Here is a 25020-nt window from a genome sequence, read left to right as displayed (position 1 = left end):
CTTTTATTTCTGTATATCCTTTGGTGTGAAAGATTAAGTAATGATAAAAAAGGCTGATTCCGTTAATGTCTTTTTACTTTTGATATTACAGAAGCAAAGATTGTTATGTTTAATCATTCCGATACTGGCCGCCATGCATCTTTTTAAAAAGGCCGGTGTGAGGTTTTCGTCCATTATGGTAAATATTAAGTGAAATAATAGGCTGCTGCGTATATGGAGCTTTTAATGAGAAGTAAAGTTTGATGTGAAATCCTAAATAGGAATTGTGGGGCTGTATACTAGGCCTAGGAGAACAAATTTTCATTTTAAACTGTTATAGGAAAAATGAAGCCGCATGTATAAATATTTAGATAGGGGCGGTATGCTGTCCCTCCTTGAACCTCTTTCATTTTCAATGATCGTATCATGAATTCGTTGCTTGTCCGTGGGGGAAAATAAGTAACAGTAGCTTTATATACTGCTTATTTTTAGAAAAAAGGATAATGCAGCTGGCTAGAGATACGTTTCATGATGATTAATATGGACGGACCGAAAGGAGACTGACTCCTAATGCGGCAGTCAGTCTTTCTTATGCAGGAAAGAAAAATTGTTCCATTCATTTTCTCTGCATAAATTTATTTATGCGCCAAAGCCGGTCTGTGAATAATATACGAAAGGTTTTTTTATAACATTGAGCATGGATACGGAGCATTCATTCAAAATCATAAGAAATCTCAATCAAATGATATCAATCACTTCATAATGGGTATAGAAATACATATGTTTCCGCTTTCGAAAAAAGCGCAGAACACTTACTATTATAATGAAGAGTGATAAAATATGTAGGCTGTGTAATTCGGTACCGTATGCGTTGACGAAGTTTCTGCAGCGAAGGTTATGTTAGCAACTGCATTTTTATGCTCTTTCCTCTTTTCGGGAATATCTCGTTTTGGGAAAAAATGTATGAATCCAGCTAGGTGGTTTAATGAATTTTTAATCTTAAGCTAAGAAAGTTGAATTATAATTTAAAAGGTAAATGCAAAGAGAAGAAGGAGAATGAAGTTGAATATTGCCTTTTTTTTAATCCCTAAACATGAATTAGCGTATATCCATTTTGAATCAACAATGAGACAAGCACTCGAAAAAATGGAGTATCATCGATTTACAGCTGTTCCTCTTGTAGATAAGAAAGGAAAATACATGGGGACGCTGACAGAAGGGGATCTTTTATGGAAAATAAAAAATACTCCACAGCTCCATTTTGAAAATATTGAAAAGGTGTGGCTCAAGGATGTCCCCCTTCATCGTCGAAACGAAGCCATTTCGGTTAATGCTGAAATGGAAGACATCATTACAAAAGCGCTTGATCAAAATTTTGTTCCTGTTGTGGATGATAACCAAATATTCATAGGGATTATTACCAGAAGAGAGATTATCGAATATTTAAGAGGCCAGGTTGCTAAGAAAGAAAAGAACCTGGAGGAATAGAACAAAAAATAAAGAGCTCCGGATTTATTTAGCGGAGCTCTTTCTTTTTAGCCGGCTTTGTTAAAGCTCTTTGCTAATATTAATTATAGGATAATTATAGCAAGCGGCGCTATTTTTACAGGAAAGCCGGTTAAGGGCCCCATGCTTCAGAACCGTCCTTTATGAAGCGGGAGCCAGCTATTACGTTAAAAAATGGCTGGCTATAAAGTAAATAATGGCTGATAGTAAAGCAGAGATTGGCAGAGTAATGATCCATGTAATGACCATTCGTTTTGCAGTATCCCATTTTACCCCTTTGACTCTGTGAGAAGTACCCACACCCAGAATAGCGGAAGAGATGACGTGCGTTGTACTGACCGGTAAATGTATGTAGGTGGCACCAAAGATAATTAAAGCAGAACTGATATCTGCAGCCACCCCATTAATAGGACGGATTTTCATAATGTTTTTACCGACGGTTTTAATGATTTTCCAGCCTCCAATAGAGGTTCCGAGCCCCATGGATGCTGCACAGGCAACTTGAACCCATAAAGGAATATCGCTGGATGTCACATAATGATTGGCAATCAGCGCCATCGTGATAATCCCCATTGATTTCTGTGCATCGTTCGTCCCGTGGCTGTAGGATTGAAGAGCAGCAGTTAAAATTTGAACAATCCTGAAATTACGGTTTGTTTTTGCCAGATTAAACTGCCTGAATACCACCTTGAAAATACTATAAATAATAAATCCAATGAAGAAGGCAAGAAAGGGAGAAATAAGTAAACCCTCGATAATTTTTAAGAAGCCTGCATACTTCAAAGATCCAAAACCCTCTGCTGCAATGGCAGCACCGGCAATAGCCCCAATGATCGCGTGAGAAGAACTGCTGGGGATTCCGAAATACCATGTAATAAGATTCCATGCAACAGCAGCTATCAAAGCAGATATAATGACGGCAGAGCCATGTGGTATTTTAAAGGGATCGACAATGTCGCTTGTAATGGTTTTTGCCACTCCGGTAAATGTCAGAGCACCTAGGAAATTCATGAATGTTGCAAGGACAATTGCATGCCTCGGCTTCAAGGCCTTTGTAGAGACCGAGGTAGCAATTGCGTTAGCGGTATCATGAAAACCATTAATAAAATCAAATGATAGAGCAAGGACAACAATTATTAAGGTAACGATAAAAACACTGCTCATTTTGGCCTACGCGTTCTTCATTATGATGGTCTCTAAGGTGTTGGCAACAGTTTGGCAGTTATCTGCAATTTCTTCCAGGTCATCATAAATATCTTTATATTTAATTAGGCGAATGGGATCTTTTTCATTAGTAAATAGATGCTTGATCGATTCTCTGAGTACATCGTCGCATTCGGACTCATATGCTTTGATTTTAATGGAATGCTCGCGCATCGCAGGAAGTTTTTTATTAAACATTAATTCAATGGCTTTTTCAATTTCGATAACGGCATTGCGGATAGCATCCACAAATCTGAGCATAAACTCATCTGCATGAGTGATGGAGTACATTTCAAACAGACCAGCACATTGTTCAATTCCATCCAGCACATCATCCAGGCTGTTAGTTAGAGCCAACAAATCTTCTCGTTCAATAGGTGTGATGAAAGCATCGTTTAACTCAAGGATCATTTCGTGAACAAAGTTATCGCCTATTGTTTCGTATTCCTTCATCTTTTGTGCAAAAATCTTAAGATCGCTTTCATTATTTAATTTATAATCAGCAAAATAATTTGTGCTTTCTCGAAGATTTTCCGCAATGTTTCCCAGAAGAACGGCAAACTTGTCTTTTTTATTTTTAAAAACCATGAATAAGCCTCCTGTATTTAAAGCTTTAATTATCAAACAGATTTATTTTATCTGATTTTACTCGAAGATAAAAGAAAAATGTCGAATTTTTTTAGAACTGATCCAACAAAGAAATGAAAAGCTTTATTATTTTTTGCAAATAACTTCAGAAAGTGAAAGCTATCTTCTCCATGTAATTCTAATAAAAGAAAAGTTCCCCAGATAGTTGATTACTTCCCCAATTCTCTAATTGTAAACAAATGCATGTTTTTATTATGCGTGCATTTAAAAATAATTACTCCTCCATAATTTGAGGAATTTCACTTCAATGCATTAACGCGAAGAAGGGGTCAGACCCCTTTAGTGCTTTAAAGGAGTACATTTTCGGCTAGCGAATTTCTCCGTCATCTCCCTGCGATAAGTCAACATCATCTCGTTCCTCGCTGTGTTTCCTTTATCTCAGTCGAAGACTATGAAATTCGTACGCCGATAAGCAAGGCGCTTCCGCTTTTCATTGTCTAGCTCCAGCGCCTATCGGCTAGCGAATTTCTCCGTCATCTCCCTGCGATAAGTCAACATCATCTCGTTCCTCGCTGTGTTTCCTTTATCTCGGTCGAAGACTATGAAATTCGTACGCCGATAAGCAAGGCGCTTCCGCTTTTCTTGTGAAAAAACAGAAATATAAAGAAGAGGCTTATCATATATTGAAATGGGACAGCCAGTTATTCGCACCTTTTTCCATCTGCAGCAGGATTTCTTGCATCCGTAATCTATTAATCAGAGCATGTGAGGAGTGATGAAGCATGGGCAGCGCACTAAGTGGTATAAAAGTGCTTGATTTAACAAGAGTCTTAGCAGGCCCATTATGTACGATGACTCTGGGGGACCTGGGCGCCGAAATCATTAAGGTGGAAGCACCGGGAGGAAGTGATGATACACGGTACTGGGGGCCTCCTTTTCAAAATAATATCAGCGCCTATTATCTTTGTGCCAATCGCAATAAGAAAAGCCTGACTGTTAATTTAAAAGCGGACAAGGGAAAGGAAATTATCAAAAAGCTTGCTTTGGAGTCAGACGTCATTATCCACAATTTTAAAACAGGGACGATGGAGCGTCTTGGGCTGTCTTATGATGTACTATCCGAATTGAATCCCCGGGCTGTCTATTGTTCTATTACAGGGTTTGGGGAAACAGGTCCATATAAAGAGCTTGCAGGATATGACTTTATTATTCAGGCGATGTGCGGTTTTATGAGTATTACAGGCAGCAAGGAATCAGGGCCGCAAAAAGCAGGAGTGGCAATTACTGATATTTTGACTGGATTGAATGCGTGTATTGCCATACAGGCAGCTTTGCTTGAAAGAAGCCGTTCAGGTAAGGGGCAAAAAATTGATATCTCTTTATTTGATAGCGGAGTAGCATCGCTTGTGAATATTGCAAGCAATTACTTGATGTCGGGCTCCATTCCTAAACCTCTCGGCAACCATCATGCCAATATTGTACCCTATCAAACCTTTGATACTTCTGATGGGAAAATGGTGATTGCAGTAGGAAATAACTCTCAATTTGAAAAACTCTGCTCATTACTAGGCCTTGTTCATCTGTCATCTGATGAGCGTTTCCGTACGAATTCCGACAGAGTAAAAAATAGAGAGGAACTCGTTGGGATTCTGCAGAATATCTTGATAAAGAATGCCACCCGCCACTGGCAAAATTTGTGCAATGATAACGGAATTCCAAGCGGACCGATCTACAATGTCGAGGAGGTTTTCCAAAGTCCTCAAATAAAAGCACGTGAAATGATTGTAGAAATGGAACATCCCGAAGCAGGAATTATACAGCTTGTGGGAACTCCCTTAAAGCTATCAAGAACCCCTGTTACAATGAAGCACCATCCGCCATCTCCAGGAGAGCATTCGCAAGAAATCTTGGACAGGCTTGGATACTCTGAGGAAGAAGTGAAAGAATTCGCAGAACACCATATCATTTGAGGAGTGAAGAAAAATGGAAGCTAAATTAAGAGAAGAGCATGGAATGCTAAGAAACACGGTACGCAGCTTTGTCGATAAAGAGATTATCCCTTATATTGCAGAGTGGGACGCCAAAGGCCATTTTGAACCCGCTGTCATGAAAAGGCTTGCAGAATTAGGGTTTATGGGGGTTTGTATACCGGAGGCTTATGGTGGGAGCGGTATGGATTATAATTCTTTGGCCATCGTATGCGAAGAACTGGAAAGAGGAGATACGGCCTATCGGACAGCTGTTTCGGTTCATACTGGTTTAAATAGTCTGACACTGCTGCAGTGGGGGACAGAAGAGCAAAAACAAAAGTATCTCGTTCCACAGGCAAACGGAGTGAAGGTGGGAGCATTCGGGCTGACAGAGCCTGGTGCAGGATCGGATGTAGCCTCTTTAAATACGACAGCAGTGAGGGACGGAGACCATTACATTTTAAATGGACAAAAGACATGGATTTCTCTATGTGATGTTGCAGACCACTTTTTAGTTTTTGCTTATACGGACAAAAGTAAGCATCATCACGGCATATCTGCCTTTATTGTAGAACGGACAATGCCTGGTTTTTCTTCTAAGGCAATAAAAGGCAAGCTTGGCATTCGCGCAGGAAACACTGGTGAAATATTTTTTGACAGTGTAAGAGTGCCGAAGGAAAACCTACTGGGAAAAGAAGGAGAAGGGTTTAAAATCGCTATGTCAGCACTGGACAACGGCAGGTTTACAGTTGCTGCAGGAGCCTGCGGACTTATTATGGCTTCAATGGAAGCAAGTGTTAAGTATTGCAAAGAGCGAAAGACCTTTGGGAAAGAAATTGGAAGGCATCAGCTGGTTCAGCAAATGGTGGCCAATATGGAAGCAGGACTGCAAATTGGCAGGCTTTTGGTTCATCAGGCTGGTGAGTTGAAGAATCAGGGGAAACGAAATACACGTGAAACGTCTCTGGCAAAATGGCAGGCGTGTGACTATGCCAATAAAGCAGCGGATGATGCAGTCCAAATCCACGGGGCGTATGGATACTCTGATGAATATCCTGTTGCTCGTTATTTAAGAAACTCAAAAGCACCCGTTATATATGAAGGAACACGTGAAATCCATACCATTATGCAAGCGGAATATGTATTAGGCTACAGGGAAGATAAGCCTTTAAACAAAATGCTTCCTGCCTGGCCATTTGAAGTCGATAAGGCAGCAGCAAAATCTTGAATAAACTCTATGATTGATTCCTTGAGAATATGGTTATGGGAGGCGCGAAAAATGAAGATAAACGGTATAAAAGAAAACACCATCTTTATAGATGGCGTTTGGAGAGAGGCCGCCGGAGGAAAAACAGAAGCCGTTTTAAACCCGGCAACACTTGAGCACATCATGTCTTTTTCATATGGCGATGAAAAGGATGCCAGGCTCGCAGTTCAGGCCGCAAAGGACGCGCTCCCTTTATGGTCGGCTAAAACAGCAAGGGAGCGATCCGGATATTTATATCGAGCCTATCAGCTCATGATGGAAAGGCAGGAGGACTTAGCCGTTATTTTAACAACGGAACAAGGGAAGCCCCTGGCTGAATCGAGAGGAGAAATAGCCTCTGCTGCAAGCTACTTGCTCTGGTATGCAGAAGAAGCAAACCGGATATACGGAGAAATGATCCCCTCCTCCAATAAGGGGAAAAGGTTGTTTACGATTCCTCAACCTATAGGAGTCGTTGCTGCCATTACTCCATGGAATTTTCCCAGCTCTATGATTGCGAGAAAACTGGGTCCAGCGTTAGCAGCCGGCTGTACGGTTGTTTTAAAACCGGCAGAACAAACGCCGTTATCAGCAGTTGGGCTTGTGAAAATTTTTGAGGAGGCTGGTCTTCCAAAAGGAGTCTTAAACCTGGTAACGGGTGATCCTGCTTCAATAGGAAAAGCATGGCTGGAAGAACAGGATGTGAGGCTGATAACGTTCACGGGATCCACAGAGGTGGGAAAACATCTAATGCGGAGCAGTGCCGATAATGTAAAAAAGCTTTCTCTGGAGCTGGGGGGCCACGCTCCCATTCTTGTTTTTGAAGATGCAGATATTGACCAGGCTGTAAGCTTGTCGCTCATGAGTAAATTTAGAAATGCTGGACAAACCTGCATCTGTGCAAACAGAATTTATGTCCAAGAATCCATTTACAATCATTTTGTAAAAAAGCTCGTTGAAAAAGTGAAGCAATTGAAGATGGGGAATGGACTGGAAACCGGAATCGAGATAGGGCCATTGATAGACAATCATGCTCTTGAAAAAGTACAAAGCCATGTCCAGGATGCAATAAATAAGGGAGCCTCCATCACCGCAGGAGGCAATCGTCCATCTCTTTCAAAAAATTTAAAAGGCTTCTATTATACGCCTACCGTTTTAACAGGAATTACGGACGAGATGCTGGTAATGAAAGAGGAAACATTTGGTCCTGTAGTGCCTATCCAGTCTTTTACAAGTGAAGAAGAAGCCATAGAAAAAGCTAATCTGACAAGCTACGGATTAGCATCATATGTATTTACAGAGAATATTAATCGGGCATGGCGGGTCATGGAGCAGCTGGAGTATGGAATTATTGGGATAAATGATGTATTCCCTGCAGCGGCTGAAGCGCCGTTTGGCGGAATAAAACAATCTGGACAGGGAAAAGAAGGCGGGCGAGAGGGAATGATGGAATATGTGGAAATGAAATATATTTCCATGGGGCTAAAGGAAGCAGAGTATTAAGAGATGTCCCTTTTTGTTCTTTTCTTAATTGGTAACACAAGGAAGGGATGGAAAAAGGAAACAAAGTTTTTAGTTTGTTTCCTTTTTTCGGTAAATACTTATCCGGTTTATTCTCTGTCCAGCTCCAGTGCCTATCGGAAAGCGGATATCTGAGTTTTTTTAGATTGTTGCTTTACGTACAAGGCATCATTCCGTATGTTGTCTGTCTTCGTTGCATCTTTTCGTAAGATATTTTTACGATAAGAGTCTTTCCCTAAATATACTGGCTTAATAAATTTCATTATTAGACGATGAAAAAAGTAAGTACTTTAAATCAAAGGAAGCTTAATCCACTTTGAATACGATTCTTTCCGAGCTATTTAAGAAAGGCTTCAAAGATAGGAGGTTCATCAAGAAAAGGTGCAGTACACTCTATGTTTACCTTAGTAAAAGGATGCACAAATTGAAGCTTTCGTGCATGAAGAGCCTGCCTTTGATAGATAGGTTTCCCTCCATATAATGTATCGCCAGCCAGAGGATGCCCTAAAAAACTCATATGAACCCTAATTTGATGAGTTCTTCCAGTATCCAGGGTACATGCAACTAGTGAAAGTTTTTCCTTTTTAATAGTATCTAACACATGATAATGGGTAATGGCGTGCTGGCCAGATGGAGATACCCTTCTCCTTGTAGGATGGTGTCGATCGCGGCCAATGGCTTTATTAATTAGACCAGAGTCAGGATTTAAAAAGCCATGTACCAGTGCCCAGTATGTTCTTTTTACTTTTCTTTCAGTCAGCATGTGATCCAGGATAGCATGGCTCCAGGCAGTCTTAGCAAAAAGGACAGCCCCGGTGGTATCCCTGTCGAGGCGATGGACATGGCGCACTCTGCAGGATATATTGTTTTTTTCATAATAATAAGCAACCGCATTAGCCAAAGTATCTGTTTGTTCATCATTATTGGGGTGGGTATCCATTCCTTCCGGCTTATTGACAACCAGCAGGTGGTCGTCCTCAAACAATACATCAATAGGTCTTTTCCAGGCTGTAACACCTGGATCTTCATCCTTAAAGATGGCTATAGAAAATTTGTCTCCTGCAGATAAAGGGGCAGTCCAGCTCTTGTAATCGCCATTAATCATAACGGACTTCTCCATTCGAATTTGATGGAGCAGCTTTTTGGGCGTCGGCCAATATTCTCTAAGGATTCTTTCAATGGTAAAACCATTTAATTCCTTTGGTATAACAACATTGAATAAAGTGCCGTTTTTTGTTATCTCCATAAAATAATTCCTTTCTTATGGGCATAATTACCACGGTTAACGTCTTGAATTGTGTGATATATTCACTATATAAATTAACGTGTTTACCTAAATGTTCATCATATTTCCAATTTTTAAACAGAGTACTTCCTACTAATTGCCATACTTATTATACAAAGAAATACCTTGATTCGCACACAAGTTATTTGTGAATAGTTTAGAAAAAAAAATGGGAGATAAGCTACATTAGATAAGGGTGTGTTAAGAGTGAAAATTTTATATGCATCTACGGATGAGCAGCAACAAAAAATAATTGAACTAATGGAATATATGTATACAGAAATTTTTCCGCAGTTTTATTCTGGTGAAGAAATTGCTAATTTTAGGGATTTGAATATCCTTTGTCCCTCCTCATGCCGATTTGATTATTTCAGTACATTAAAGGGTTCCTACAGAGTGATAGCCAGTTTACAAACAATTATTACGATTTTAGAATTAAGAATTTTTAAAAAAGATGCAGTTGATTATGAAGTACTGTTTAATCGTAATCGAGCGATACTTGAGGAATATGACATTACGTTTCCGTTTTGTTATTCTCAATTTGAAATGTCGGTTCGATCGCTTCATTCCGCTTTTAGTATGTTTAAAAAACCCGCAAATGAATTGTTAATTTAATGTTTGGAGCTGGTTTTGAACTTTAACAATCTTTCCTGTTGATTTTGGCTTCAGATGCAACGACGGATAGGGTGCTTACAGCAGGAGTCTTGTGTATCCGCTATATTCCCCAGTGTGTCCAAATCAACACTAATAAAAAGCCTGCATTTAGGAGACCCTAAAAGCAGGCTTTTATTGGTGGATTTCTTTTGTTTGGATCTTCATGGCAGCCCAGCCATCTTGCCTACGTGTATAAATAACCATCCCCGGTAATTTCTTGTGTTGTTTTTAAGGCACCATTTGCATGATCAATATAGCGGAGGAGTGAATATAAACTCCTTTCGATAACATTATAATCATGTGAAAAATGGTACGCATGCAGAAGATGCTCAATTCGCTTCGATAGTAAATCGTCTTTTGTCCTTACCATTAAAATCAGCAGGTTATCCCACTCGGAACGATGGGTGTAATAAAGGGCACGATCATAATCAACATAAACCATTCGTCAGCCCCTCCTTTATTTAAGGAGTTGATGTTAGTGTATGTAGTTAGGCTTTTTTTTGTCGCTGTAAAAGTTGGAGATTATGCTGAATTTTGATCAGCGAGTATAAGAATAATCCGCTGTTAAATTAGTTCGTTCTTTGCAACTTCTGCATTTAACATTGAATTGATTTAGAAAAGTTGAACGCAAGTACGGACAAAACACGAATTAGTTATTTGAAAGTAAAAGCATCAAATTAATAGCAAAGAGCCTTAATGAACATTCATGATATAATAAAGGTAATTTAAACCATGAGAATGGGGATTCTTCCCATTCTAAGAAAGGTGATAATGTCCAATGTGATTTTCCTTCCTTCATTTAATCAACTAAATATTTTTAAGGAGGAAAGGAAATGCGTAATAAAGCCTTCCGGTATTTATGGGTAGGTCAATCCTGTGCCAATCTCGGAGATGTTCTGTATATTGTCGCCTTAATTGCGGTGGTGTATCAGTTAACCGGCTCGGCAGTTCAAATGGCATTGGTGCCTTTTATTATCACCTTCGCGAAATTTTTAAGCAGCATAATAGCCCCTATTGTTTTGGATCGATATACACTAAAAAATCTTCTCGCAGGAACACAGGGGTTAAAAACCATACTTCTGTTTTGTTTATTCTTTTTAATCTTTATGCATTATGACGGCCTGTTGTCCATCTTTATTTTAGCTGCGCTCATTGCGTTTCTGGATGGCTGGGCGCTTCCTGCTGCCAATGTATTGGTACCATTTATTGTCAGGCGTGAAGACCTGCTTAAGTCAAATGGCTTCCTTTCTACACTTGACCAAGCCATTCAATTTGCCGGCTGGACTGCGGGAGGGATGATGACTGCCATTATTCAGCCTGAAGGAACTATGTTGGTAACTGGTGTATGCTACATTATCAGTACTTTTTTTATGATGACCATCCCTGTGATAATGAACGATCAGAAGTCTGCTCATAGAGAAACTGTCACTGGTTATTTTGAAAAAGTAACAGAGGGTTTTTATGAATTATGGAGAAACAAACCTTTACGCTTCACGCAGATGGTTTATCTTCTTGAGTCAGCAGCAGGTGTGGTATGGATTGCGGCTATTCTATATATTTACGTGGAGAAACAGCTTCATACAAGTGTAGAATGGTGGGGATTTATCAATGGCGCCTTTTGTACAGGGCTTATTTTTGCCAGTCTTGCTTTGATAAAAATTCATTCGTTGATAGCAGGAAGGCAGGTAAGGATTTTCTGGGTATCAAGCTTTGTGACCGCGCTGGTAACAGCGGTGTTCGGGCTGACCCATAATTCCATATTTGCCCTTATTTTGTCATTGCTTTTTGGTTTTTTTGATCAAGTAAAAGGAATTATTTTACACACGTTTATACAAGCCGAAGCTTCTCTTGATAAGCTTCCAAATGTATTTGCCGCGCAGGGAGCCATTACAACACTTGTATTTGGCTTAGCCAGCCTGGGAGCGGGATGGCTGCTGCAGCATGCCGGAATTGAATGGGTCTTTATTTTATCATCGTGCCTTTTGTTTATTAGTATACTGCCGGTGTTTCTAGCTGGTATGCATGCTGGTGCACAAGGGAATAAAAGATTATAAAATTTGAGAAGGATTTGGTATTATAGCCAAATCCTTTTTGGGCTGATTGAAATGACTATTTGCATGATAAAGTCATAAAGCCATTTTGAAATTGATTTCCCCCGTTTGGAAAAAAATACTTTAATCGTTGCAGCCCCTGCTTTTAGAATACCACTGGAGGAAGTTTCGCTTTTCCTGTTTCATGATTTCCTTCTTTTTTTCATACATTGTCTTAAGAAGAAAAAAGGGGGAATGGCGAGTGAATCAAAGTGAGCATAAGGCATTGGAATATGCTATTGCTGAAATTACGGAAATCGCTTCTGGCTTTGGGCTGGATTTCTATCCAATGAGGTATGAAATCTGCCCAGCTGATATTATTTATACCTTTGGTGCTTATGGGATGCCTACTCGATTTTCCCATTGGAGTTTTGGAAAGCAGTTTTTTAAGATGAAGCTGCAATATGACTTAGGCTTAAGCAAGATATATGAGCTGGTCATCAATTCGAATCCATGCTATGCTTTTTTGCTGGATTCTAATTCGCTTATACAAAATAAACTGATTGTAGCCCACGTATTGGCACATTGCGACTTTTTTAAAAATAACATTCGTTTTGGAAATACAAAAAGAGATATGGTGGAAAGCATGGCTGCCACAGCTGAAAGGATTCGTGCTTATGAACTGAAATACGGTAAACGGGAAGTGGAAACGTTTGTTGATGCGGTTTTGGCTATTGAAGAGCATATTGATCCTTCATTAATGCGGCCAAAGCTGGCCTGGACGCTTGACGACGAGGATATATGGGAAGAGGAAGAGCGTGAAAAGTCTTCTCCCTATGATGATTTATGGTCATTGGATTCAAAGGAGAAAAAAGAACCTCCAAAGAAAAGAAAAAAGAAACTGCCCCCTCAGCCGGAAAAAGATATTGTGCTGTTTATTGAACAATACAGCCGGGAACTAACGGAGTGGCAGCGCGATATCATGACGATGATTCGCGAAGAAATGCTGTATTTCTGGCCTCAGCTTGAAACTAAGATCATGAATGAGGGCTGGGCATCGTTCTGGCATCAGCGGATTTTGCGTGAGTTGGACCTTACCAGCGATGAGGCCATTGAGTTTGCTAAGTTAAACGCAGGCGTTGTACAGCCATCCAGAACAGGGATTAACCCTTATTATTTGGGGATTAAGATTTTTGAGGATATTGAAGAGCGCTGGAATAACCCGACTGAAGAAATGAAGAAATTGGGGGAAAAGCCCAATTCCGGCAGGGAGAAAATGTTTGAGGTCAGGGAAGTTGAATCGGATATCTCTTTTTTGCGAAATTATTTGACCAAGGATTTAGTCACAAGGGAAGACATGTATTTATTCCAAAAACAAGGAAGGGACTACAAAGTAATTGATAAGGAATGGAAAAATGTGCGGGATCAGCTCGTAAGCATGCGGGTAAACGGAGGTTTTCCTTACATTACGGTCCTGGATGGGGACTATTTGCGTAATGGGGAACTTTATTTAAAGCACTGGTATGAAGGGGTGGAATTAGATCTCAAATACCTTGAAAAGGTTTTGCCGTATATCCATCAGCTTTGGGGCAGGAGTGTGCATATGGAATCTGTAGTAGAAGGCAAGGAAATGGTCTTTAGCTACGATGGCAGAGCGGTGCAAAGGAAATATCTATAATTGAAGACTTAGATACAAATATTCTAGATCTTTCTCTAGGGATTGGTAGCTATTTGTTACCAATCTTTTTTAGTGAAAACATTATAAAACTGGATTCACCCTCCATTTAAGTTGAGCTAACATTCAGGGAGCCTGTAAAGAGGCGCTTATTTGTATAGACAGAAGGGTTATTATTATCAAGACGGAAATGATGACTGGTCAACCTTTTGGGGCAAAAATATTTCAATTGACATATGCTCAAATTGCTGAGGTTCAAGTTAACCATAATTTTTGAGTCAAACGAAAAAATTGGGATTCTGCAAATACTCCCAACTATTTCTCAATCATGAGACGAAAATTTTAAATCCTGCAAATTTTTCATCACAAATATTTTCTCCTTTAACGAAGCAAAAAGATGATGCGATATCAATGGTAAAAAAACTTGGAGAACACAAAGAAGCAGGAATTATTCCAAAAGAAGAAATTTAAGTTTAAAAAGATGAATTACTAACATGAATTTGATACATAACAGAGACCTACCTTGAACTGCACCCCATTTGTTAGCCGTAACTACCAGTTAGAGGTGCAGTGTAAACTGAATTTTTTTCTTTGTTGCACTAACGTCTGTTCAGTAAGCATTGTTTCACAGATATGAATTTTTGATAGGTAATCTAAACATATATCGACCATTTATAAATTGTTTTGTGGATTTATCTCCTAAGCAAGAGCGGATATTACGATCCCGCCAAGTGCAGAAATAATTACAACAATCCAAGGCGGAAGTTTCCAAATCATGAGTAAACCAAATGCGATGAGTGCTAGACAGAAATCATATGGGGTCTTGATTGCACTCGTCCAAACAGGGTTATATAAGGCAGCAATTAAGATACCGACCACAGATGCATTGATTCCAGCAAGTGCTGATTGGAATCCTGGTCTAGAACGAAGGGTATTCCAAAAGGGAAGTGCACCTGCTACAAGTAAAAATGCAGGCAGGAAAATGGCAATGAGTGCTAGCACACCGCCAGTAATGCCGTTAGGAAACGTTTTTGACACAAAACCAAGGTAGGAGGAAAAGGTAAACAAAGGACCTGGCATTGCTTGTGTTGCTCCGTAACCTGCTAGAAATTGTGAATTTGTCATCCAGCCTGTTGGCACTACATCTCTTTGTAATAACGGCAGGACAACGTGACCTCCACCAAAAACTAATGCCCCTGCGCGGTAAAAGCTATCAAACATTGCCAATCCCTGATTGTGAATACCCAGTCTTAATAGAGGTAAAACAATTAGAAATCCAAAGAATAGCGTAAGAAAAGTAATGCCTGTTTTTTGGCTAATCGGAATTTTTATCGGTTGGATTTCTTGTGACGCATTTTTTTCGAAGAATTTCCATCCGATGATTCCTGATACAATAATAAGAAGAACTTGAATCATGGATGTAGGTACCAATAGTGTAGCGATAGCGGAAAGTATTGCAATCGTGCTTCGTAATCTCCCTGTTGCAAGCTTACTTGCCATTCCCCAGACCGCTTGAGCGACAACAGCAACAGCTACAATCATCAAACCATGCAACCAACCTGCGTGCTGGATATTTAGTCCTTTAAGTACCCAAGCAAACACCATTAGTGTAATGGCAGAGGGGAGGGTAAAACCAATCCAGGCCATAAGCCCACCGATCAATCCAGCGCGTTGAATACCGATGGCAATTCCAACTTGACTGCTTGCAGGTCCAGGAAGGAATTGACAAAGAGCAACCAAATCTGCATAACTCTTTTCATCTAACCAATTTCTACGTTTTACATACTCCTCATGAAAGTATCCCAAGTGTGCAATTGGTCCTCCAAATGATGTGAGTCCTAATCGGGTGGAAACCTTTAAAACCTCCAATATCCGTTTCAACTGACATTCCCCCTAATCTTTAATCTCTTTAAACAACTCGTATGCCTTTTTTCTGGCTTCATCAAGAACTTCCGTACCGAGAGTGGTTGTGGTGTAATATTTTCTGATTTTTCCTTCTACAAGCCGATTTTCTTTAAATAGAAGACCTTCCTTTTCCATCGTGTGTAATACGGGATACAACGTACCAGCACTTAAGTTGTATCCGTGTTCCGCTAATTCCTCTAACATCCACATGCCATAAATGGGTTCCATTTTTGCGTGATGCAAAATGTGAATTTGAATAAATCCAAGAAACAATTTTCGTAGAACACGTTCCTCGATATTATCACCTCATTTCGTACTTCGATATCGAATTTCGATATCAATTTATCAGAATAATTATATATTGTATAGAGTCTATATCAGTAGGTAACTAGTCCATTTTATTTGTCGTACATTAATTGATTGTACGATGTGTAAGTAAGAATCTAAAATCTGTTGACTTTGAAATGATGTCCATGTAAATGATTTCGGTGAGAGAAATGGATTTATACGAAGAATAGATAAAGTTGACTCAAAGTATGTCACGAGTAGGCAGAAGTATAGATAACGGACCTATGGAATCCTTTTGAGGCACCTTGAAATCTGAGAAGTATTACTTACATAAATATTCGACCTTTGAAGAGCTTTCTAACGCGATAGATGAATATATTCATTTCTATAATAATGACCGATATCAAAAACGACTAAACGGCCTTAGCCCTATGGAATATAGAGCTAAAGCCGCTTAGAGTATTTTTTATTATTTCCACTGTCTACTTGACGCGTTTTATTCTTGGTGATGAAGCCTTTGAGATATTATAAAGGAAGGTTCTGTATAATTAGAAACTAATCTATCGTTAATGATTGATCAAATTATCAAAGTTAGTTAGGTCTTCTTTTTCATCGTTATAGTTGTGAATATTCAACTTGGCAGTTGATAATTGATCATTGTGAAGAATAGTGGAAACAAGGCTTTTAATATCGTAATAATGTTTTTCTTCACTTGATGGAATGACCATATCAATGGTGATTGGTGAATTTTGCACACTAACATAAACGACATCATAATTTTGGGATTTCAACTCTTTAATTATTTGATTTGTAACTTGCCCAGCTGTGTCCGTATTTTGATGTGTAGTTTTTGAGCGCTCTGGAACTTTTTTTGTACTGGTTTGATATTGTTGGAAATGAGATAAATTGACGTGGGAAATAAACGAAAAAGTATTTAGCGGCAATAATTTTAAAACGATAAAAAGAGTCAATACTAATAAGATGATGGAAAAATATCCACTCTTATTTCTTGGGGGATTCGTCGATCTTTTTTGAACATTTACTTTTTGATGTCCAAAAGATTTTTTGTTAGCTCCAGCTCCATGCATTACACTATATACCCCCTATTAATTATGATTTGACTACGTAAAAGTATGTCCATGTTATTTTTATTCATTAAAAATCCTAGGTATTCTAAGGTATTGCTTTTTATTTGATCCAACGTGCTCTTGTAATATAAAAAAGGAGCAACTAAAAAAGTTGCTCCTTTTTGTTCTACTACATCTTAAGCTGTTTTTACTGAACTTAACTTTTTTAATGCTTTCCGCTTAGTAAGATAACGTTGTAAGAAATAAGAACCCACAACATAAACGACTGCAACTGCTTGAAGGGATAATCCTTCAACGTTAGGGAAGACACAGAACCATACTCCAAGCCAATCAGGAAAATGTAAGCCAATTTGTGTAGTGCTCATCCATCCAGCCTGCTGCATTTCTTGTACGGTTTCTCCCACCATCACGGCAAGAACCATAACCAAAAGTACTCCTGTAAATACCAGCATTTTTTTGTGAGGCAATTTCTTCTGGAACAAAAAGGTTAGTACTCCTACAACCATAGTGAAAGCCAATCCAATTAAAGTACCTTGAAGAATAATATCGGAACCCACTTTTAATCGTAAGTTTTGTAGGAACAGCACAACTTCGAAACCTTCTCTATAGACAGATGTTAAACCAACTATAAATAGAGACCAGAATGCGCTTGCAGATACTTCTGTATTTTTCTGACCGATCAATTGTTGTTTCTTATTATTGTGAAGCTTAATCCAACCAGTCCAATATATTTTATGGAAGAACCAATTAAGAATAATTAATAAAACAACTACTGCTAAAATTCCTGTAAAAGCTTGTATGTTTAATTGTGAAGCATTGACTGAAGAGATGATTGCAACAACGATAAACCAAGTAGCAAGAGTGGCAATGAATGAAACACCTGCTCCGATAGAAATCGGTTTCCAGTAATCATCTTGTTTTTTACGAATGAGCCCAGAGATAATAGCGGCTAAAACAAGTATAGCTTCTAGTCCTTCTCTAAACACTAATATGGCGGTATTGATAACAGCAGCTGTTGGAGAGATGTGCTTAGCGGTAGGATCAGGATTTCCATTGAAATAAACTCCCTGCCAAACCAAAACACCAATCAAAACAAGCACTGAAACGGTAATTAAGATTGTTTTGATGTTGATGATCTTGTTGTGCATTCTTAATCCTCCTATGTAAATACGATAATGATAATCGTTATCAATTGATTATTACTTACATCATAACTGTTTATAATTGTTAAGGTCAATAAGAAATATTGGAAGAATATATATTAGTTCTTAAAATGGGAACTCTTTTAACAGGTTTATACTCTTTAGAAAGGGGATATGTGAAATTGTATAGTACAAATGAATTCTAATTAACGCCTTTACATAGGGTAGGGGGGTATGGTAAAATGAATATATAAAGGAGGCATTGTTATGGAAAATAATGAAAATTTTGAGCGTCCTCTAGAACACAGTGACAAGAATAGCCACCATTCTGATAAAATTAAGAAAAATTTAGTCACACGTCTAAATAGAGTGGAAGGCCAGGTACGAGGAATAAAAGGACTAATTGAAAAAGATACTTACTGCGATGATGTCATTAATCAAATCGCTGCTACGCAATCTGCATTGAATAGTGTAGCAAAAATTCTTTTAGAAGGTCATCTAAAAGGATGCGTACTGGATCGGCTTAATCAAGGAGATACAGATGTGTTGGATGAATTCTTAGGAACTGTCCAACGGTTATTAAAAAAATAAAGGAGTGTTATGAATGGAAAAAATCACTTTAGAAGTACAAGGAATGTCATGTGGTCATTGCGTTAAAGCAGTTGAAGGAAGTGTTGGTGCTTTAGAGGGTGTTAAAGAGGTAAAAGTACACTTAAGCGAAAGTTTAGTAGATATAGAATACAATATAGAAAAAGTTTCACTCGATACGATCAAAGAAACCATTGATGACCAAGGATATGATGTTATCAAGGAACGTGCGCATGCTTAATGCATGTTTTCTTTTTTAATAAAATATACCCCTATGAGGTATAATGAAGGAAGGTGAAAAATAATATGAGTGTGAAAGAAAAAGAAGTTCAAATTCAAATTGGCGGAATGACGTGTGCTGCTTGTGCAAATCGAATTGAAAAAGGATTAAATAAGGTTGAAGGTGTAAATGAAGCGAATGTAAACTTTGCTTTAGAAAATGCAAAAATTAAATTTAATCCTGAAGTGACAAATGTAGGAGAATTCCAAGTGAAAGTCAAAAATCTTGGTTACAATGTCGAGCTGGATAAAAGTGATTTTATGATCACAGGCATGACATGTGCTGCTTGTGCTAACAGGATTGAAAAAGGGTTAAATAAGCTTAATGGGGTAACGAAGGCCAACGTAAATCTTGCCTTGGAAAATGCAACGGTTGAATATAATTCATCTGAAATTTCAACAGCAGATATTATTAAGAAAGTTCAAAGTTTGGGCTATGACGCTTCACTAAAAGATGAAAACAGCGGAGATAAAGCCGTTGATCATAAAGAAAAAGAAATTAAGAAGCAAAGAAACAAATTTATCTTTTCAGCTGTTCTATCACTCCCATTATTATGGGTAATGGTGAGTCACTTCAGCATTACATCTTTCATCTATGTTCCCAATCTATTAATGAATCCATGGGTTCAGTTAGTGCTAGCAACACCCGTACAATTTTTTATCGGAAAACAATTTTATATCGGAGCTTACAAGGCTTTGAAAAATAAAAGTGCCAATATGGATGTGCTCGTTGCACTTGGTACTACAGCAGCCTACTTTTATAGCTTGTATTTAACAATCCTTTCAATCGGTTCACAGGGATCAACCGAGCTGTACTTTGAAACAAGTTCTATTTTAATTACCTTAATTCTTCTTGGGAAACTGTTTGAAGCAAAAGCCAAAGGAAGATCTTCAGAAGCGATTAAAAAGCTGATGGGATTACAGCCCAAAACAGCGTTAGTGGAAAGGGAGGGAGTCGAACTAGAGATTCCTCTTGATCAAGTGGGGATAAACGACATTGTACTTGTTAAGCCAGGAAATAAAATACCTGTTGACGGTGTAGTTGTCGAAGGTAATTCTGCCGTCGATGAATCCATGATAACAGGTGAAAGTATTCCTGTTGATAAATCAATTGGCGATAACGCAATTGGGGCAACGATTAATAAAAATGGATATTTAAAGATTAGAGCAAAAAAAGTTGGGAAGGAAACTGCCCTGGCTCAAATCATAAAAATTGTTGAAGATGCACAGGGATCGAAAGCACCAATCCAACGTCTTGCTGACCAAATATCAGGTGTTTTTGTTCCTATTGTCGTAGGAATAGCGGCTCTTACATTTTTAACTTGGTTTATCTGGGTAAATCCTGGTGATTTCCCTTCTGCTCTTGAAAAGTTTATAGCCGTATTGGTCATTGCATGTCCATGTGCATTAGGTCTCGCCACCCCAACGTCCATTATGGCAGGTTCAGGTCGAGCAGCAGAAATTGGTGTCTTATTTAAAGGTGGAGAACACCTGGAAAAAACACATGATATTGACACAATTGTTCTTGATAAAACAGGAACTGTAACTAATGGTGAACCAATTTTAACTGATGTAGTTGTAAAGGATGGTTTTAATGAGAATCTGCTTTTTCAACTAATTGCTTCTGCCGAAAGGCAATCAGAACACCCAGTAGCGCAAGCTATTGTTCAGGGTGTGACAGAAAAAGGAACCGTATTTTCTCAAGTAGAGTCCTTTGAAAATGTTCCTGGATATGGAATTCAGGCTACTGTAAACGGATATTCACTATTAATTGGAACGCAGAAATTAATGAATCAACACAAAGTTGAATTTACATCCGTTCTAGACACTGTTAACCTATTGGAATCAAACGGAAAAACGGTTATGCTCGTAGCAGTGAACCAGGAATATGCAGGGGTCATTGCGGTGGCAGATACGGTTAAAGAAAATTCTAAGGATGCCATCAACCGACTAAAGAACATGGGATTAGAGGTTTTCATGATAACAGGTGATAATAAAAGAACCGCGTCCTATATTAGCGAGCAAGTCGAAATTGATCATGTCATTGCAGAAGTTTTACCAAGCGGTAAAGCAGAAGAGGTTAAAAAATTACAGCAACGAGGAAGAAAAGTGGCGATGGTAGGTGACGGTATCAATGATGCACCAGCACTTGCGACCGCAGATGTCGGCATGGCGATAGGTACTGGGACTGATGTAGCAATGGAAGCCGCAGACATAACGTTGATCCGTGGGGATTTGAATAGTATTGCAGATGCCATATTTATGAGTAAAAAAACCATTCACAATATTAAACAGAATTTGTTTTGGGCACTTGCTTATAATGCAATAGGAATTCCAATAGCCGCATATGGATTTCTCGCTCCTTGGCTTGCAGGAGCAGCCATGGCTTTTAGTTCCGTTTCTGTTGTTTTAAATGCTCTAAGATTACAAAAGGTAAAACTTTAAACATGTAAAAATAATAGCCAGTGACAGATTTTTTTATAATCAGCTGTCACTGGCTTTTTACATATCTCGATAGGGTTGTTTAAGAAAATTATATTTATTTTTACTTTGAATAAGAAAAGGCGGATTGAATATAATTTATCGGCGCTATGAGATAAATCAGCAGGATCGCTGGAATGGAGGTACCTGTCACACTTAAACCATCATATTCAGGCTGTCCTGTTGGATGCGGTGAACCTGTGGTAAATGATAGTGCAGTTCTTAAACGTGGAGAGAGGTTTGATATATTTATAGGTGGAAAGGCTAAAGGGCTAAAAGCCGAGTTAGGTCAGCTGTTTAAATCAAATCTTCAGGCTTTTGAAGTGTACGAAGTAATGGAGTGGGTTGATTGGATTTTATAAGGAGATTGGCAAAAAAAAGAAGACTTCTACAGGTTTGTCCAAAGAATTGGAGTTTTAGAATTCATATTAGTGTCACAGAATATTTTTAGGGAAACTTGTTTATTGTTTTTTTTTTGAGGCTGTATCAGTAACTACTTAATAATTATTGATACAGCCTTCACTTTTGTATTTATATCTAACCAATGTCTAACTAGTTTTGTCCTTCTGGAACTTTACCTTCAACTATATAAGATTTTGTGAAATTATCATCTGTATATACATTCTTTTTATACATAAAAACGTTATTGCTATTTTTATATACAGAGATGATCTCCTCTTTTTTAGGTAAATTAATTATTACAGGAGTAAGGGCATGGGTATCAATATTTAATTCATATAGATTCCCGCCTTCAGAAATAGTTCCATATGGATAACCAATAATAACATATAGAATATGGTTATTTTTCCATTCCACAAATTTAGGTGTTTGTGAATTCGCTACCGCACCTGTTAAAGAATATAGAGTAGTATGTTCTGTATCCGTATTTTCCACTAGAATGGTTCCTTGCCCTTCTTCTCCTGCATTTTCACCTCTCCCATCAATGGCTGCCTGATATGGAGATGAAGAAGATGTTTTCCAAGATGAAGGAAATTGAGGTGTATATTTGCCTTTTTCCTCTATATGAAAGGTTAATGAACTAACTGGTGCTTTTTTTGTTTGCACACTGTCGTTTGTATCAATCTTTGTAGCTTTGTCTTGGTTTGCTGTCACGTGATTTCTTGCAGTAGTTGTTTTTGTAGCGTTATCTTTTTTCTCAACGGCTGCTGTTTGTTCAGCAGTTGCTTCTTTGGAACTCTCTGATTTTGTTTGATCCTCAGAATTCGTATGTTTTTCAACAGCAACTTTGTTATCCGAAGCCACAGATGTATTTGTATGTGCACATCCTACAAATAAAACGGAAGATGCGACGATAAGACTGGTAAACAATGCTTTCTTGGAATGATTCATTTGGTGTAGTTCTCCTTCAGTTAGTTTGTTTCCATTAGTGAACATATCATATAAATATAGTATAAACAACGGGATTTTGGAGGATCTGGAATATTTTATTAATAAAAATCAGATGTTTTCATTTAGGGTAGGGGGGTATCCTAAATGAAAAGTTGTTTATAGGAGGGGCATTTAGTGAGTTTACTCATCACAATAGCTTATATCTGTGTTTTTGTTGGGATAATTTCAGCACTGGTCATTTTAGTGGATATTTTTAAAAATCCTCAACCCATGAAAATAATGAATATTGTCTGGGGTATTAACGGGCTTTATCTTGGTCCTTATGTGCGGGAAAATCTAGATAAAAGATAAAAACATTAAATCTTTCTTTAAGGATTGGTAGCTATTTGTTACTGATTTTTTTTGTGTTTAAGGAAAACAATTATTTTTTCGTAAACTTGGCTGCAATCTAAGCTCTATATAGAAACTTTTAAATAAAACTATGCTCGATGAATAACAATAAGGATTTGTCCATTGCACGAAAAGTAGTAATCTGTGCAAGAACAACCTTAGATAAAACAGTGGTACCAAGTACAAGTGCCAGCTAAACGTATCCATGTAATTACATTTTCTTCAATTTGTAGTTTATGTTATAATGGCTTTCGTTATCAACGGCCCCGACTTTCATGAGAGTTGAAAGTCATCAAATTTTGAACATATGGAGTGAGTTGTTTTTGAATCTTAATAAAATTAAATATGAATGGTTTGGCAATGTAAGAGGGGATATCTTGTCCGGGTTAGTTGTGGGATTAGCCTTAATACCAGAAGCCATCGCTTTTTCCATTATTGCGGGAGTCCCGCCGATGATAGGTTTATATGCATCATTTTGTATTGCTTTTGTTATAGCTTTGGTTGGGGGAAGACCTGCGATGATATCAGCTGCTACAGGAGCAACGGCCTTGTTAATGGGGGGATTGGTACGAGGCCATGGCCTCCAATATCTTTTGGCAGCAACTATTTTGACAGGAATTATCCAAATTATACTAGGATCAATGAAAATTTCCAGGTTAATGAAGTTTATTCCCCGTTCTGTTATGGTCGGATTTGTAAATGCATTAGCCATTCTAATTTTTATGGCTCAGCTGCCGCATTTCAAGGGAGCTACATGGGTAATGTATGCCATGGTGACAGGAGGTCTTGCCATTATCTATTTGTTTCCGCGGGTGACAAAAGTTGTTCCTTCACCACTGGTAGCCATTATTGTGGTTACTATTATTGCGGTTGCAACAGGAGCTCACGTACGAACTGTGGGAGATTTAGGACAAATTACCCCTTCTCTCCCAAGCTTTCTGCTTCCGCATGTGCCGATGAACTTTGAGACTCTTGCTATTATTTTTCCATATTCATTTGGAATAGCTCTAGTAGGGTTAATTGAATCCCTATTAACAGCGCAAATTGTGGATGATTTTACGGATACAGACAGTGATAAAAATAAGGAAGCCCGTGGCCAGGGAATGGCCAATATTGTTTCGGGATTGTTCGGAGGTATGGCCGGCTGCGCCATGATTGGGCAATCGGGAATTAACGTAAGATCTGGAGGGCGGGGAAGACTTTCCACTTTTGTAGCTGCTGTCTTTCTAATGGTTTTAATCGTTGCATTAAATCATGTCCTAGTTAAAATTCCGATGGCGGCTCTTGTATCAGTAATGATTATGGTGTGTATTGGAACGTTTGACTGGTCCTCTTTAACTAAACTACACATATTGCCAAAAACAGATTCTGCCGTCATGATCATTACAGTTATTACTGTCGTTGCCACTAATAATTTATCGATTGGGGTACTGGTTGGCGTAATTTTAAGTGCTGTCTTCTTTGCTGTGAAAATTTCAAAGATAGAAGTAAAACTAATGTCCAGCAATTCAATTAGACAAATATATAAAGTCACAGGACAGCTTTTCTTTGCATCAGTTACAGATTTTGTGAATGCTTTTGATTTTAAAGAAAATGTGAAAGAAATTGTTATTGATCTTTCACATGCTCATATTTGGGATGATACAGCAGTAGGCGCAATAGACAAAGTCATCATCAAATACAAGGAGCATGGAACAAGAGTCATCATCGATGGGCTGAATCAGGAAAGCTATCGCCTTGTTGAAAAAATATCTGTATTGGAAATGTCCAAGGTGCTGGGAAAAGTGGTTGGAGAGTAATAACTATACGCATGTAAAAACCACCTTTATGATAAAAGGTGGTTTTTTGCGGC

General features: G+C 38.4%; 22 protein-coding genes and 1 pseudogene. 14 read left to right on the top strand and 9 right to left on the bottom strand.

Annotation, left to right across the window (positions count from 1 at the left end; all coding sequences use genetic code 11):
• Positions 1–1041 precede the first annotated feature (1041 nt).
• Complete coding sequence (locus A5N88_RS11270; RefSeq protein WP_066265982.1) at positions 1042–1467, top strand: CBS domain-containing protein; 426 nt, start codon at positions 1042–1044, stop codon at positions 1465–1467.
• A gap of 180 nt (positions 1468–1647) precedes the next feature.
• On the opposite strand, the gene A5N88_RS11265 is transcribed toward A5N88_RS11270, so the two are convergent.
• Together A5N88_RS11265 and A5N88_RS11260 are read right to left on the bottom strand one after the other, a co-directional pair.
• Positions 1648–2649 (bottom strand): inorganic phosphate transporter, encoded by a 1002-nt coding sequence (locus tag A5N88_RS11265; protein ID WP_066265980.1) that lies wholly within the window; start codon positions 2647–2649, stop codon positions 1648–1650.
• A 6-nt stretch (positions 2650–2655) separates the two neighbouring features.
• Entirely contained in the window at positions 2656–3276 is a 621-nt protein-coding gene (locus tag A5N88_RS11260) for a DUF47 domain-containing protein (RefSeq protein WP_066265977.1), read from the bottom strand.
• Between the two features lie 782 nt (positions 3277–4058).
• Here A5N88_RS11260 and A5N88_RS11255 point away from each other — a divergent pair.
• Genes A5N88_RS11255 through A5N88_RS11245 form a run of 3 tightly spaced genes read left to right on the top strand, consistent with a single transcriptional unit; the run spans position 4059 to position 7995 of the window.
• A complete protein-coding gene (locus tag A5N88_RS11255) occupies positions 4059–5246 on the top strand; it encodes a CaiB/BaiF CoA transferase family protein (RefSeq protein ID WP_066265975.1) in 1188 nt (395 codons plus the stop codon).
• Between the two features lie 13 nt (positions 5247–5259).
• On the top strand, positions 5260–6474 hold the full coding sequence (locus A5N88_RS11250) for an acyl-CoA dehydrogenase family protein (protein WP_066265973.1): 1215 nt from the start codon (positions 5260–5262) through the stop codon (positions 6472–6474).
• Between the two features lie 51 nt (positions 6475–6525).
• The gene (locus A5N88_RS11245; protein WP_066265971.1) at positions 6526–7995 is read left to right on the top strand and encodes an NAD-dependent succinate-semialdehyde dehydrogenase; all 1470 of its coding nucleotides are present in this window, start codon (positions 6526–6528) and stop codon (positions 7993–7995) included.
• A 355-nt stretch (positions 7996–8350) separates the two neighbouring features.
• Here A5N88_RS11245 and A5N88_RS11240 read toward each other — a convergent pair whose 3' ends face one another.
• Positions 8351–9259 carry an RluA family pseudouridine synthase gene (locus tag A5N88_RS11240; RefSeq protein WP_066265967.1) on the bottom strand — a complete coding sequence of 303 codons (909 nt, stop codon included), beginning with the start codon at positions 9257–9259 and terminating at the stop codon, positions 8351–8353.
• A gap of 246 nt (positions 9260–9505) precedes the next feature.
• Here A5N88_RS11240 and A5N88_RS11235 point away from each other — a divergent pair, with 246 nt between their 5' ends.
• Complete coding sequence (locus A5N88_RS11235; RefSeq protein ID WP_066265964.1) at positions 9506–9913, top strand: DUF5365 family protein; 408 nt, start codon at positions 9506–9508, stop codon at positions 9911–9913.
• 223 nt (positions 9914–10136) lie between these two features.
• Here A5N88_RS11235 and A5N88_RS11230 read toward each other — a convergent pair whose 3' ends face one another.
• The gene (locus A5N88_RS11230) at positions 10137–10394 is read right to left on the bottom strand and encodes a YhdB family protein (RefSeq protein WP_066265961.1); all 258 of its coding nucleotides are present in this window, start codon (positions 10392–10394) and stop codon (positions 10137–10139) included.
• Between the two features lie 391 nt (positions 10395–10785).
• Here A5N88_RS11230 and A5N88_RS11225 point away from each other — a divergent pair, with 391 nt between their 5' ends.
• Positions 10786–12006: an MFS transporter gene (locus A5N88_RS11225; RefSeq protein ID WP_066265959.1), complete on the top strand. Its 1221-nt coding sequence runs from the start codon at positions 10786–10788 to the stop codon at positions 12004–12006.
• Positions 12007–12244: 238 nt separating this feature from the next.
• Complete coding sequence (locus A5N88_RS11220; protein ID WP_066265958.1) at positions 12245–13660, top strand: SpoVR family protein; 1416 nt, start codon at positions 12245–12247, stop codon at positions 13658–13660.
• 696 nt (positions 13661–14356) lie between these two features.
• On the opposite strand, the gene A5N88_RS11210 is transcribed toward A5N88_RS11220, so the two are convergent.
• Positions 14357–15538, bottom strand: a complete 1182-nt coding sequence (locus A5N88_RS11210) for a chromate transporter (protein ID WP_066265955.1) — start codon at positions 15536–15538, stop codon at positions 14357–14359.
• Positions 15539–15550: 12 nt separating this feature from the next.
• Positions 15551–15859 (bottom strand): PadR family transcriptional regulator, encoded by a 309-nt coding sequence (locus tag A5N88_RS11205; protein ID WP_066265954.1) that lies wholly within the window; start codon positions 15857–15859, stop codon positions 15551–15553.
• A 227-nt stretch (positions 15860–16086) separates the two neighbouring features.
• On the opposite strand from A5N88_RS11205, the pseudogene A5N88_RS24335 reads away from it, so the two are divergent.
• Positions 16087–16308: pseudogene (locus A5N88_RS24335) on the top strand (transposase); the annotation flags it as partial.
• A gap of 108 nt (positions 16309–16416) precedes the next feature.
• Here the strand turns inward: A5N88_RS24335 and A5N88_RS11200 are convergent.
• Complete coding sequence (locus A5N88_RS11200) at positions 16417–16938, bottom strand: hypothetical protein (RefSeq protein ID WP_066265952.1); 522 nt, start codon at positions 16936–16938, stop codon at positions 16417–16419.
• A gap of 176 nt (positions 16939–17114) precedes the next feature.
• Positions 17115–18086 (bottom strand): FTR1 family iron permease, encoded by a 972-nt coding sequence (locus A5N88_RS11195; protein ID WP_066265950.1) that lies wholly within the window; start codon positions 18084–18086, stop codon positions 17115–17117.
• Between the two features lie 261 nt (positions 18087–18347).
• Between A5N88_RS11195 and A5N88_RS11190 the strand changes: the two genes are divergently transcribed.
• The 4 genes from A5N88_RS11190 to A5N88_RS11175 all read left to right on the top strand — a co-directional run bounded on the left by A5N88_RS11190 (position 18348) and on the right by A5N88_RS11175 (position 21790).
• The gene (locus A5N88_RS11190) at positions 18348–18671 is read left to right on the top strand and encodes a metal-sensitive transcriptional regulator (RefSeq protein ID WP_066265948.1); all 324 of its coding nucleotides are present in this window, start codon (positions 18348–18350) and stop codon (positions 18669–18671) included.
• Between the two features lie 13 nt (positions 18672–18684).
• Positions 18685–18909, top strand: coding sequence for a copper chaperone CopZ (gene copZ, locus A5N88_RS11185; RefSeq protein WP_066265947.1), 225 nt, complete (start codon positions 18685–18687; stop codon positions 18907–18909).
• A gap of 65 nt (positions 18910–18974) precedes the next feature.
• Positions 18975–21392: a heavy metal translocating P-type ATPase gene (locus A5N88_RS11180; RefSeq protein WP_066265945.1), complete on the top strand. Its 2418-nt coding sequence runs from the start codon at positions 18975–18977 to the stop codon at positions 21390–21392.
• A gap of 173 nt (positions 21393–21565) precedes the next feature.
• Positions 21566–21790 (top strand): hypothetical protein, encoded by a 225-nt coding sequence (locus A5N88_RS11175; RefSeq protein ID WP_066265943.1) that lies wholly within the window; start codon positions 21566–21568, stop codon positions 21788–21790.
• Between the two features lie 190 nt (positions 21791–21980).
• Here A5N88_RS11175 and A5N88_RS11170 read toward each other — a convergent pair whose 3' ends face one another.
• Positions 21981–22778, bottom strand: a complete 798-nt coding sequence (locus A5N88_RS11170) for a DUF4652 domain-containing protein (RefSeq protein WP_066265942.1) — start codon at positions 22776–22778, stop codon at positions 21981–21983.
• 174 nt (positions 22779–22952) lie between these two features.
• Here A5N88_RS11170 and A5N88_RS24890 point away from each other — a divergent pair, with 174 nt between their 5' ends.
• Together A5N88_RS24890 and A5N88_RS11165 are read left to right on the top strand one after the other, a co-directional pair.
• A complete protein-coding gene (locus A5N88_RS24890; protein ID WP_157090658.1) occupies positions 22953–23129 on the top strand; it encodes a hypothetical protein in 177 nt (58 codons plus the stop codon).
• A gap of 362 nt (positions 23130–23491) precedes the next feature.
• Entirely contained in the window at positions 23492–24967 is a 1476-nt protein-coding gene (locus A5N88_RS11165; RefSeq protein ID WP_066265941.1) for a SulP family inorganic anion transporter, read from the top strand.
• The last annotated feature ends 53 nt before the right edge of the window (positions 24968–25020 follow it).

The organism is Heyndrickxia acidicola, assembly GCF_001636425.1.
GTDB lineage: Bacteria > Bacillota > Bacilli > Bacillales > Bacillaceae_C > Bacillus_AE > Bacillus_AE acidicola.
Note: the sequence above shows the minus strand (reverse complement) of the source record. Positions and strands in the feature narration are given on the sequence as shown.